General features: G+C 52.2%; 11 protein-coding genes. 5 read left to right on the forward strand and 6 right to left on the reverse strand.

The window, feature by feature from the left end:
- Nucleotides 1-20: 20 nt before the first annotated feature.
- Nucleotides 21-1,550 carry a hypothetical protein gene (locus EV12_RS06885; RefSeq protein ID WP_036913723.1) on the reverse strand — a complete coding sequence of 510 codons (1,530 nt, stop codon included), beginning with the start codon at nt 1,548-1,550 and terminating at the stop codon, nt 21-23.
- The gene (locus EV12_RS06890) at nt 1,550-2,809 is read right to left on the reverse strand and encodes a CCA tRNA nucleotidyltransferase (RefSeq protein WP_036913726.1); all 1,260 of its coding nucleotides are present in this window, start codon (nt 2,807-2,809) and stop codon (nt 1,550-1,552) included. Before EV12_RS06890 ends, EV12_RS06885 begins: the two co-directional genes overlap by 1 nt.
- Between EV12_RS06890 and EV12_RS06895 the strand changes: the two genes are divergently transcribed.
- Genes EV12_RS06895 through EV12_RS06905 form a run of 3 tightly spaced genes read left to right on the forward strand, consistent with a single transcriptional unit; the run spans nt 2,808 to nt 5,288 of the window.
- The gene (locus EV12_RS06895; RefSeq protein ID WP_052039481.1) at nt 2,808-3,851 is read left to right on the forward strand and encodes a KpsF/GutQ family sugar-phosphate isomerase; all 1,044 of its coding nucleotides are present in this window, start codon (nt 2,808-2,810) and stop codon (nt 3,849-3,851) included. The genes EV12_RS06890 and EV12_RS06895 overlap by 2 nt on opposite strands.
- Nucleotides 3,848-4,444, forward strand: coding sequence for a KdsC family phosphatase (locus EV12_RS06900; protein WP_052039480.1), 597 nt, complete (start codon nt 3,848-3,850; stop codon nt 4,442-4,444). Before EV12_RS06895 ends, EV12_RS06900 begins: the two co-directional genes overlap by 4 nt.
- On the forward strand, nt 4,437-5,288 hold the full coding sequence (locus EV12_RS06905) for a sulfotransferase family protein (RefSeq protein ID WP_036913914.1): 852 nt from the start codon (nt 4,437-4,439) through the stop codon (nt 5,286-5,288). The genes EV12_RS06900 and EV12_RS06905 overlap by 8 nt, the downstream gene beginning before the upstream one ends.
- An 18-nt stretch (nt 5,289-5,306) precedes the next feature.
- Here EV12_RS06905 and kdsB read toward each other — a convergent pair whose 3' ends face one another.
- Both kdsB and EV12_RS06915 read right to left on the reverse strand, forming a co-directional pair.
- Complete coding sequence (gene kdsB, locus EV12_RS06910) at nt 5,307-6,128, reverse strand: 3-deoxy-manno-octulosonate cytidylyltransferase (protein WP_036913915.1); 822 nt, start codon at nt 6,126-6,128, stop codon at nt 5,307-5,309.
- A 5-nt stretch (nt 6,129-6,133) separates the two neighbouring features.
- Nucleotides 6,134-6,856: a glycosyltransferase gene (locus EV12_RS06915; RefSeq protein WP_036913729.1), complete on the reverse strand. Its 723-nt coding sequence runs from the start codon at nt 6,854-6,856 to the stop codon at nt 6,134-6,136.
- 361 nt (nt 6,857-7,217) lie between these two features.
- Here EV12_RS06915 and EV12_RS06920 point away from each other — a divergent pair, with 361 nt between their 5' ends.
- Complete coding sequence (locus tag EV12_RS06920; RefSeq protein ID WP_036913731.1) at nt 7,218-7,535, forward strand: hypothetical protein; 318 nt, start codon at nt 7,218-7,220, stop codon at nt 7,533-7,535.
- A 280-nt stretch (nt 7,536-7,815) separates the two neighbouring features.
- Nucleotides 7,816-8,667, forward strand: coding sequence for a 3-deoxy-8-phosphooctulonate synthase (gene kdsA / locus EV12_RS06925; protein ID WP_036913734.1), 852 nt, complete (start codon nt 7,816-7,818; stop codon nt 8,665-8,667).
- 52 nt (nt 8,668-8,719) lie between these two features.
- Here the strand turns inward: kdsA and EV12_RS06930 are convergent, their stop codons facing one another.
- Both EV12_RS06930 and EV12_RS06935 read right to left on the reverse strand, forming a co-directional pair.
- Complete coding sequence (locus EV12_RS06930) at nt 8,720-9,589, reverse strand: sulfotransferase family protein (protein WP_036913737.1); 870 nt, start codon at nt 9,587-9,589, stop codon at nt 8,720-8,722.
- A gap of 10 nt (nt 9,590-9,599) precedes the next feature.
- On the reverse strand, nt 9,600-12,008 hold the full coding sequence (locus EV12_RS06935) for a UvrD-helicase domain-containing protein (protein ID WP_036913739.1): 2,409 nt from the start codon (nt 12,006-12,008) through the stop codon (nt 9,600-9,602).
- Nucleotides 12,009-12,046 lie beyond the last annotated feature (38 nt).

Genomic DNA, 12,046 nt, shown 5'->3' on the forward strand with positions numbered 1-12,046 from the left:
GCTCATTCAATTGATGTTGGCTACTGAGAGTCTCCGACAGTGGACGTCATCAGCGTGCAACGCAACACGCGCGTGTACTCAATCTGTGGGCCATCCTCCCGACATGTATACCCACCTCGTTCAGCTCTCTTGATCAGGGGCTTGAGCCGACGATGCATTGATTGGTCAGGACCGCTACTCGCAAGCCAGATAACCGATGGCAAAGGGGGGTTATCTAGTCGTTTCTGCAGCGCAGCACCATCACCCCAAGGCATTGGATTTCTAAGCATTCGACCCGCCGCAACTTCCATATGATCACTCAAATTAAGCAGCCTCGACCGCCGTCCATAGCGCTCCACTTGGCCAGCTAGTGACTGGCTAATCGCACGAAAATTGTCTTGTTCCCTACCACCGGCACCGCCGAGCCCAGGATGAAGCCCTATATAGCTCTGCTGCCACCACAAAACAGTTAGGGCCGTCAAAGCGACAAGAGCCAAGGCACTACCTCGGAGGTTGAGTCGAAGCCCCCCCAACTTCACCGCAATCAAAGGCAGAGCTGCCGGCACCAGCACCACGAAGTAGCGGCTAAAAGCCAACGGCTTCACAAACGACACAGCCACTACTGCCAGAAGCATCAACGCGGATGGAATCAAACCGCTCTGATCCAAAAGAGAACCAGCAACTACAGCTGGCTGTAAATCCCTTCTATAGCCATCATCACCATCATGACCAGCAGCCAGTCGCCCCCATCGACGCAAAGCCAGCATCAGCAAGACAAACAACCCAATTTTCGGCAAAGGCCAAGGACCAAGGGCCCTTGCCAAGGTCTCCTCAAGCAGAGCGAAATCTGGCTGAGCCAACCAGCCACCCGTGGAATCACGAAAAAGATAAGCAGCCGCGTAAGCAATCCAAACCAAAGCAGGAAGCACAGCCAGTGTGGCTATGCCGCCCAGCCGCCAGCGCTGCTGCCATAGATCCCAAGCCGCCGCCGCCGCAAACAAAAAAAGACCATAGAAATGTGTCAGTGCTGCAAGGCAAACCGTGATGCCATACAACAGAAGATCTCTTGCAAAAACAGTGCTTGATCCCACTGACTGCAAAAGCCGACGCCGCCACCACCAAGCAAGTCCCACAAACAACACCAAAAGGGCATAACTCTTGCCTTCGATCGCAAAACGCACCGGATAAGGACTGCAAAAAGCCAGCAATGCCGCAAGGCACAAACTCCGACCCCGCGACACCCCTAGCGCCTGAGCCAAGGCGCCTGCCTGAAACACCATCACGATTCCACCAAGCCCATAGGCCAGCCAGGAAAGCAATCGCAACGTCACAGCGTTCTGACCAACGCTCTGACCCCAGAACCAGAGCAGGCTGTAATAAACAGGCGGATGGGTGTCATTGCGGAGCATTGCCAACAGATCCCTAAAACTCGGCTGAAAACTCTTGCCAACGCTGTAAAGCTCATCACTCCACAAGCTGGTGACATCCACCAACAAAAGAGCCTTAAAGGCAAATGCCACACAGACCAGGATGACCACTACTCCCAGCCCAAAGCGCCGCCAGAACAACATCACCTCAACGCCACCTGCTTATCGATCAACTCCAGCCTGAGCCGCTGTAATTCGGCCCCCAAAGCCGGACCGGGTCGCCAGCCCTGATCAATCAGGGCCTGTGCCGATACAGGAGATTTCACCTGCCGCCAACGCCCCCACCAACGCAGCAAGGGTCGCCACATCGGTACACCCAAACAAACGCAAAGAGCAACCGCCTCTGGCTGCCAACCATTGGCCTCCAAGGTTTCGCACCAGCGAGCGGGCGACCACGTCGACAAACTCTCAGCGACCTCTAGCGAAGCCAACAAAATCTGCAATTCGGCGGCTTCCGCCAACAACCTTTGCTGCAATTGTGGCAACTGCAACCGTTCTGCCATAGCCAGAGGATCCGCAGCTCCAGCCACCAATGCTGTCAGCAGCGGCAGCCCCAAACGCCAGGCCCTGCGCATTCGACGATGCCAGTTTTGATCAGCCTGAAGGCCCTCATCAAGTAACACCAGAGCTCCCCAGTCCTGCAAATGAGCCACTGCCTTCTGCCAAGGCTCCCTTTCAAATAACAACTCCAGCTCCATCCGCAACCGCGTGGAAAGGGCTGGCGGTGCCAGCTTCGGCGCTTCGCCAGGACGCCAAGCCCAAGGCCAGGATTGAAGAGTGGAGCGCACCTGAGCAAGAGCCTCAGGCGCCAATACAAAACCAAGCCGGGCCGCATAACGAGCCCCTCGAACGACTCGCGTCGGATCATCCGCGACACTGTTTGAGTGTAAAAAAGCCAGCTGACGCATGGCTAAAGCCGCCCAACCATCATGGGGATCCAACAAGGTCATCCCTGGTAACTCCAAAGCCATGGCATTCACCGTGAAGTCCCTTCGGGCTAAGTCTTCTTCGAGATGACCTTCCGTGACCTGCGGGTTTTGTCCAGGAGCTGCATAGGTTTCTTGCCGAGCAGTGGCTAAATCAAGCAATACGCCATCAACCACAAGTTCCACCGTTCCGTAAGCCCCATGCACACGCAGCTGCGGCAACTGCTCTGGCCCTAAATGACGGCGAAGCGCCTTGGCTAAAACCACCGCTGAACCCTCCACCACCAAATCGAGATCAGGCAAACCTCGCCAGGGATCACAATGAACCCGATGCAACAGGCCATCTCGAACCGCACCACCCACCAAGGCAAGGCGTTTAATCCCAACCTCTGACGCAACTTGCTGCAGTACCGCCAACAAACCCATTGGCAAGCCTGGTCCATCGAATCCAGGCTCTGGCTTCACCAGACTCTCCATGGCGGTGGTATGCAGGAGAATGACCGCATCATCACGAACTTACAGTTTGTCTGCCCTCACCCGCTGCCTGCAGGAAGAGGCTGCCGCCATCGCCGTCGCTGCCGAACGACTCAGCAGCAGCCAGGTGGAAAAGGCATTGGTCTTGCTTGAACGCTGTGGTGATCAACGCGCCAAATTGGTGATCACCGGCGTAGGCAAAAGCGGCATCGTTGCACGCAAAATTGCTGCCACCTTTTCCTCGATCGGCCTGATGGCCCTTTACCTAAACCCCCTCGATGCAATGCATGGCGATCTGGGAGTGGTAGCCCAAGAGGACGTCTGCCTACTGCTCTCCAACAGCGGTGAAACTGCTGAACTGTTAGAAGTGCTTCCCCACCTCAAACGACGTGGCACCGCTCGCATCGCTCTGGTTGGAAAGCCCGACTCATCACTTGCTCGCGGTAGTGACGTGGTGCTTGAAGCAAGTGTTGATCGAGAAGTGTGTCCTTTGAATCTTGCCCCCACCGCCAGCACGGCGGTGGCCATGGCGATCGGTGATGCCCTTGCTGCCATATGGATGGAACGTCGCAACATCTCACCTGCAGACTTCGCGTTCAACCACCCAGCCGGTTCGCTCGGCAAACAGCTCACCCTCACCACTTCGGACCTAATGGTGCCAGTTAAAAAGGTCCAACCACTAAAACCCAACAACAGTCTGCAAGAAGTGATCTGCAGACTGACCCAAGATGGTATTGGCAGTGGCTGGGTGGAAGACCCCTCCACCGCCGGGCTGCTGCTGGGCCTCATTACCGATGGTGATTTACGCCGCGCCTTGCGTGATCACAGTGCCGAGAATTGGGCCAGCCTCAGTGCCGCTGACCTGATGACAGCCGATCCAATCACCGTGGACGCTGATCTCCTCGCAGTCGAAGCGATCAAGCAGATGGAATGCAACCGTCGCAAACCCATCTCAGTACTGCCCGTCGTAGGCCCTGACAGCTCAGGCAATCTGTTGCTCGGACTACTACGGCTTCATGATCTGGTTCAAGCAGGGCTGACATGAGCGGCACCACCCTGATCTCTCGAACCAACCCCCGTTACTGGAACCGAGAGCTGCAATGGCGACTGCAGTGGAAGGCATTAGCTTCCATCGATCTACTGGTGATGGATGTTGATGGAGTACTTACCGATGGTGGGCTATGGCTTGATGCTCACGGCGAACTGCAAAAGCGATTTGATGTGCGCGATGGACTGGGACTACGACTGCTCCAACAAGAAGGCCTGATACTGGCCTTGCTGAGCGGTGGCAAAGGAGGAGCGACCGATGCGCGCGCCAAGCAGCTCGGCATTCAGCATTGCTTAGTGGGAATCAAAGACAAAACAGCAGCGCTATCCGAACTGCAACAGCAGTTAAACCTCGCTCCAGCACAGACCGCCTTTGTCGGCGACGATCTCAATGACCTCATCGTGCGCCCTCTAGTCAAGCTCTTGCTAGCACCTGCAGATGCTTGTAGACCACTTCGATCCCAAGCTGATGCCGTGCTCCAACGCCCTGGGGGGCATGGTGCCGTGCGAGAACTTGCCGAACGCCTACTCAAAGCTCGAGATCGATGGGATCAACTGCGCAAAAATGGCTGGAGAGATCGCAATGACTAGAACAACCTCAACAACACAACAAGGAGTCTTCCTTCTCGGGGTTGGTGCACAAAAAGCCGGCACGTCTTGGCTCCATCTACAGCTACACAACAGAGCCGATGCAAATTTTGGTTTCTGCAAGGAATATCACATCCACGATGCATTAACTGTGCCAAAGCTAGTCCGCTATAAGCAACAGCAAGGTTCATGGCTCAAGCCACGCACGTGGCGTCGTCAACGCTTCTTCAAAGAACCTGCTCGCTATTACGACTACTTCTTTAATCTGCTAAGCCAACCTCATATCAACCTAACCGGAGACATTACCCCCTCCTATTCATGCCTAAGCGCCAATACCCTGATGACAATCAAACGTGAATTTACGCAACGCGGGATTCCTGTTCGACCGGTTTTTCTGATGCGTGACCCCATTGAACGAGTCATTTCAAGCCAGCGCATGAAACTGCGTAAACACGGACAAAAAGACCCATCGCAAGAGATAGAAGCCCTTCGTTCTCTTGTGAATAAACTGCCAGAACGAGTCTCGATTCGCAGTAATTATGCGCAGACTTTGGGAGCCCTAGACGAAGCCTTCGGTCACGAAAACTGCTTCATCAGCTTCTACGAAACATTGTTCACACAGGAAACTTACGCGAACCTATGCAAATTCCTAGACATTAACTACCAAGAGCCACGCTGGGAACAAAAGATCAATGTAAGTGCTACAGATACTCTAATACCAGAAGATATTTTAGAGCAGCTAGGCCTGTGGCAATCGCCTATCTACCACGCAGTCAAAAATCAATTGCCGAATGTCAATATTGAATCAATATGGTCAACATCTGCGACTTGGTGCAGAGACCAATAAATGCCATTCACCTTGGCTTCACGGTGAAGATTGCAAGGCACATTCCCTAGCTTCTTCCAACTGCTCAACCGTATCCACCGAAAGGGATATCCCCTCAACTGCAAAGGTGGAAATCGTATGACCAGCTTCAATCAATCGCAATTGCTCTAGACGTTCAAGAGCTTCCAAAGGCGAAGGCGGCATGCCTGACCAGCAGGCCAACACATCTCCTCGAAAGCCATACATCCCCACATGCCCCCAGTAGGTGGCATGGCGATGCCAATCCAAAGGGTCCACATCTCGCACATGCGGGATCGCCGAGCGAGAAAAATAAAGTGCTCGGCCATCAATAGCCAATAAGGTCTTAACCACATTGGGGTTATGGATGGACTCGGCCTTGAGTCGATAAACCGGAGTTATCACAGCTGGAACAATCTCTCTCTGCTCGAACTCCATCGCCATTGTCGTCACCACCGCAGGATCCAAGAACGGCTGATCCCCTTGCACATTGATCACTGCAGTCATAGCCAACCGCTGTTGCTGCTGCTGCTGATCCCAACTATCAGCTTGCTCATCCCAGGCCATGGCAACCAAATGCTCGGCAACCGAAGCGATTCTTTCGCTACCTGAACTGCATGCAGGCGAAGTCATCAACACCGGGAAACCCCAGTCTTCCGCCATCTCTTTCAATCGATCACTATCCGTGCAAAGGACAACCGCCTTTGGCCCATGAGCCTGGCTGCAGCGCTCAAGAACACGCTGCAGCATTGGCATCCCGCCGATATCTGCCAGAACCTTATTGGGTAATCGCGATGATTCAAGCCTTGCAGGCACGGCCACGACACTGCGTTGAACTCCCATCGGCATTAATCCCAAAGCTTCATCGCATCATCACGAGCACTAAACCATTCAGCCGCTAAGGCACCACCCATCGTGCGCTGATCGCGGAACCATGGTCCACCCAAAGTCCAATGCAGTAACTGGGGTAATTGGGGTCGTAACTGCCCAGCTAACAGCTCAGGATCCTCCTGAACAGCAACCAAGTGGTTCCAAAGCCCACCCTCAATGGCTCCAATCTCATGATCACCGGCAAGCCAGTGAAAACGATGCAAATCAAGCCCCGTGGCCGTACTCACATAATCGACGGTTAGAGCGGTGCAACGACTGCAATTCAGCAACATTAGCGAGCTCCAATTCTTTTTCGGATAGGGGCTCTGCACCTCACCCAAGAATTTCTTTGTTTCTCCTGGCTCATGCTCATGCTTAACGCACATCACGGCCATCTGTTCATCGCGTTGGGCCCATAGCTCCGCGATATCACCGCGGCAAAGCATGTCGCAGTCCATAAAAATCGCCCAGCCTTGATAATCCATCAGCTGCGGCACAAGAAACCTCGTGAAGGAAAATTCCGTGCTTTGCTTCGGATCGCGCTCCCGCCGAAATAAGCCCTGGCCTTCCAGCTGAGGAGTGACCAAAGGGGTTATTGCCAGCGGTACCGAACTGTGCTGGTAAAGACTGTCGATCAGAACATTCGTGGCCGCTCTCTCACGCGGGTCGTAACCGATATAAATCGGTATTGGCAGTGTCATAACTCAAGCTTCATCGGTAATTGAGAAGAAGCGTAGACCGACCTCATGCCCCACCTGGCGATGGCAAAAACCTGAACCAAATCAGAACTCGACAAAATGCCAACGCCTCACAAGCCATACGCTTGCATTGCAAAGATTCCTGTACCTCTGGATCATCACTCACCTGTCAACAAGGAAAGGTCAACCATGGAGGAGAAAGAGGTTTCATGCCAACATTCTCGTAGGTTTACATAGTTGACATAGATTCATAGTTGGGCAACGAAGGCTGCTGCAACCAATGAAGTCGTATGTTATTTCAGAATTCCTTCGATGAAAAACTAAACGCGTAATGCTCTAATGTTGAGAATCCAAATAGCAAGTCATGAGCAGTACACCAGAACAAGATCAAGGCCTAAGCCCTCTTGAATTCTTTAACCTATGCAAAGATAATGCAAGCCTTATTGCGACAGTAGTTGCCTCTATAAGCCTTGTCGCATTAGCCGCAGCACAGGTATCTATCGCGCTTAACCAATCCAAAGCAAAAGAGCTGAAGCTCAATTGTGCTCAGTGGATGGGTTCAACTATTGGCAGCAAGGAAAAGAAAGTGGCATACGCTAAAATGATGGAAATCACAATGGCCGAAGAGACTCTAGGTAGTCGAGAAAACCGCGAGAAATTCCTGCAATTTTTATGCCAATAGCCATTGCAGAAGCGATCAGATCTAATCACTATTCTAGATTTGTCATCATCCCAAATACACGAGCAAATCTACTCCCAAGCAACAATAGAGCCTTTGGCTGAATTATAGATAATAATAAAAAAGTTACGACCTCATTATAGTCTCCACAGACATGGATCAGGTTATTTTTTTTAGCGATCTGGTGTTCATTGGATAACTAACCTCGGCCAATCATATAAAAGATGCACCTGTTCCTAAAGCCAGTTAGGCTCAAGAGAGCAAATTGAACAGAGTCTTCAGAATGGCAAGCCCTCGGGTCTCACTGGACAACATCATTTTTGCTAACGACCAGCCCTTCGTCTTGATAGGCGGAGTGAATGTGCTTGAAAGTCTTGATTTTGCAATTGATGTTGCAGGCTATTACGTGGAAGTTTGCCGACACCTGGGAATCCCTTTTGTCTTCAAGGCCTCTTACGACAAGGCAAATCGCTCCTCAATTCATTCCTACCGTGGACCCGGTGTCGCAACAGGGCTCAGCATATTAAAAGCCGTGAAAGAGACATACAAAATCCCGGTTTTAACTGATGTCCATACACCGGAAGAGGCCTCTGAAGCTGCCGCCATTTGTGACGTGATTCAACTTCCTGCCTTCCTGGCACGCCAAACAGATCTTGTGCAGGCGATGGCAGAAACAAATGCCGTAATCAATATCAAGAAGCCACAATTCCTGAGCCCAGAGCAAATGAAGAATATTACTGAAAAATTTAAAGAATGTGGTAACACTAAATTGCTTCTTTGTGAACGTGGCTCCAACTTTGGCTACGACAATCTAGTGGTCGACATGTTGGGCTTTGGAGTCATGAAGCATACCTGCAATGATTTGCCCCTGATTTTCGATGTCACCCATGCATTGCAATGCCGCGATGCTGGCGGAGCCGCCTCGGGCGGCCGACGATCACAAGTTCTTGAACTCGCCCGTGCTGGCATGGCCGTTGGGCTTGCGGGTTTATTCCTTGAATCGCATCCCGACCCCAACAAAGCTCTCTGCGATGGCCCCAGCGCACTGCCTCTAACACTGCTAGAAGCCTTCTTAAAGCAAGTTAAATCAGTTGACGATCTAGTCAAAAGTATGAACAAATTAACCATTGAATAAATATTCAAAACATCAAAAGCCAGGTCATTCTATTCGCCTTCTAAAGGCGATCTTAATCAACACCCAAAACCTTATTGGAGTAAACAAGACGTCGATTCAAATGATCCACGCTAGGCAACATCAACGCAGGTTGTGCTGGCCAAGCAGGCCCCTGCATCCAAGACGTGTTGTAGCTAATCTCTCGACTCTTAAGAGGATCAAATCGCAAACGATTACCTGCCAGGATATGACTTTGTGTTCCAACTCCTGGAGTGAGCATAGCCTTTTCGAAGGAAAGTCCTAACCATTCACACAACAATGTGAGAGACCGCTCAGGTGAAAGGGCTAATTCCTCATAACCAAGTAAAAAAATTGGCTTACCCGAACGGGTTAAATCCCTTTCAAAGCGTCGATTCACCCAGCACCAGCGAGCCAACGACCTGACCCCAGGCAAGCTCTTGCCCTTCTTGTTGCCATCACGAGCACGGGAATGAACCCAAGAACGCACATCACGAACCAAAAAGATGATGCGTACATCAAGATCTGGCAGAACCTGAAGAGGGATCTGAAGATCATCCTGATAAGAATCGACCACCCACTCGATCTCACCATTCTGCTGATTGACGTAATGGTCAACATTGCCAAGTAACTGGCGCAACTTGTCAGCCAAAGGAAAATGATCATGGACGGGCAGCCAATCAAGCAAGGGACCCCAAATAGGACAACTGGCTGCCGTGGTGCCACATGTACAAAGACGCTGATGGCGCAATTCAGCCCTAAGACGAGCAGGACCACGTTGCTCCTCACCTGGTGAAGGAGTCCGCAAAATGCGTAGAGCCTCACCCAAGCCGATCATGCTTGGGTGGCTCCCCAACGCCAAATCGAGAATGGTGGTGCCGCTATGGCCCAGGCCACGGATCAGGAGCAGTTTTTTACATGCCATGACCTCAGGCCTACTCCAAAGGCTCAATCGGGGCCAAACGTGGATCAAGAATCTTTGGCCCCATACCGGCGAACTTGACAGCAATCGACACTTTTTCACCACTGCCGAAGGTATGGGTGATCTCCCCTTCGCCAAAGCTGGAATGCACGACCCGGTCACCTACGACCCATGCCTTGCCTGGAGCGGGCCCAGCCTGCCGCCGCCGCACTGCATTGCTAGGGGCTCCGCTCACACCACAGGCTTTGATCCGTTGATTGTCATCGCGATCAACCCGCGTCAAACGGTCAAGCCGTCGCTCACGCCGTAATGCCGCACCACCAATTTGAGGGAGATCACCCTGCACCAAACCCTCGGGTAACTCAGCAAGAAATAGTGAGGGAACAGCAGGCTGTCGCATGCCACCCCAAAGCCTTCGCTCACTGGCATGAGACAAAAACAAACGCTCTTTGGCACGCGTCATCCCCACATAGCAAAGGCGTCGTTCTTCCTCCAAAGATGAGGGATCATCAAGAGAGCGATAGCTAGGGAAAAGTCCCTGCTCCATACCAACCAGAAAGACCAAGGGAAACTCAAGCCCCTTACTGCTATGCAAAGTCATTAACGTCACCCGATCAGCAGACGTGTCCTTGCTATCAGCATCGCTGGCCAACGCAGCAGAGGCTAAGAAGCCCTCAAGATTGCCCTCTTCATTTTCTTCCTGGTATTGCAAAGCAGCATTCACAAGCTCTTGCAAATTGCGACGCCTCTCCTCAGCCTCATCGGTGGCTTCAGCAATCAGCTCACTGATATAGCCACTCTTCTCCATCACCTGCTGAATCATCTCCGAAGGAATCTGATCTTGCATCGAGCGTTGCAAGTCATTGATCAATTCACAGAACTGCAACAACCCCTTCGCCGATCTGCCTCCTAGTGAGCGCACTGCTTCGGCATCACTCACCACATCCCACAAAGGAATACCAAGTTGGTTAGCAGCATCGACAAGCCTCTGCAAGGTGGTCTTGCCGATGCCTCGCTTAGGCACATTGATCACTCTGAGCAGGCTCACCGTATCGGCGGGGTTGACCAATAAGCGTAGATAGGCCAAGACATCCTTGATTTCACGCCTGTCATAAAAACGTAGCCCGCCCACAACAAGGTAAGGAATACGCCAACGCACCAACGACTCCTCAATCGCCCTTGACTGGGCATTGGTGCGATACAACACCGCCACATCGCCCCAACGAAGTTCTGGATGAGCAGCTTCCAGCATGCGCATTCGATGCACCACAGCTTCAGCTTCGGCGATCTCATCGTCACAGCGAGTAAGGGTGATCAACTCCCCCTCACCACGGGTAGCTCGCAATATCTTGTCAATCCGCTCGGTATTGTTAGCGATCAAGGCATTGGCTGCCTCCAGAATTGTTGAGGTAGAGCGATAATTCTCCTCCAACTTCACCATGGTGCGAGTGGCATCGTCTGATGCTTTATCGCCAAAGTCGTCCTGAAAGCCCATTAAAATCGTGAAATCAGCCGCACGGAAGCTGTAGATGCTTTGATCTGCATCGCCCACCACAAAAACTGAACGGCCCTGCCAATCATCAAAGCTCTCAGGTTCCCGACCATCGGTAACCAACAACTTGATCAAGTCGTACTGAGTGCGATTGGTGTCTTGGTATTCATCAACTAACACATGCCGAAAACGGTTGTGCCAATAACGTCGTATCTGCTCGTTCTGCTGAAGTAACTGGACGGGCAACAGCAGGAGGTCGTCGAAATCAAGTGCGTTGTTCGCCGCTAATGCCTTGCGATAACGCCGATACGTCTCAACCGTGAGCTTGCCTCGCTGACCATCGACCTGGGTTTCCATTTGATCAGGCAACCAGCCTTGATTTTTAGCGTTACTAATCGCCCAGCGCACCTTCTTCGGCTCAAAGCGCTTGGGATCAAGCTGTAGCTCCTGAGTCACAATCTCCTTCACCAAACTCTGAGCATCGGCCTCGTCGTAAATCGAAAACTGACGCGTCCAACTCAGCCCTTCTGCATCACGAAACTTATCAATGTCAAAGCGAAGCAAGCGAGCAAATAAGGAGTGAAATGTGCCAATCCACAACTCTTTGGTCACCTCTCGAAAAATTCGACCCCGCAACTGGCGTTGGTCCACCGACGGCAAGGTGCTCCATGGCTGGCCGTATTGACTCTCAGCAAGCCGCTGGGCCAATAACAGCTCCAAACGATCCTTCATCTCACGCGCGGCCTTGTTGGTGAAGGTCACTGCCAGGACATGGGCTGGATCAGCACCATGCGCACCAATCAAATGAGCAATGCGATGCGTGAGCGCACGCGTCTTGCCACTACCAGCACCTGCTACCACCAACAAAGGCCCCTGGTGATGATCCACAGCCTTCCGCTGAGCATCATTAAGACCGTCAAGGAAACTCAAGTTTTAAACCTCAAAGTCGGCAAAAGAATCTTCGTCAA

The organism is Prochlorococcus sp. MIT 0701, assembly GCF_000760295.1.
In the GTDB taxonomy this organism is placed as follows: Bacteria; Cyanobacteriota; Cyanobacteriia; order PCC-6307; family Cyanobiaceae; genus Prochlorococcus.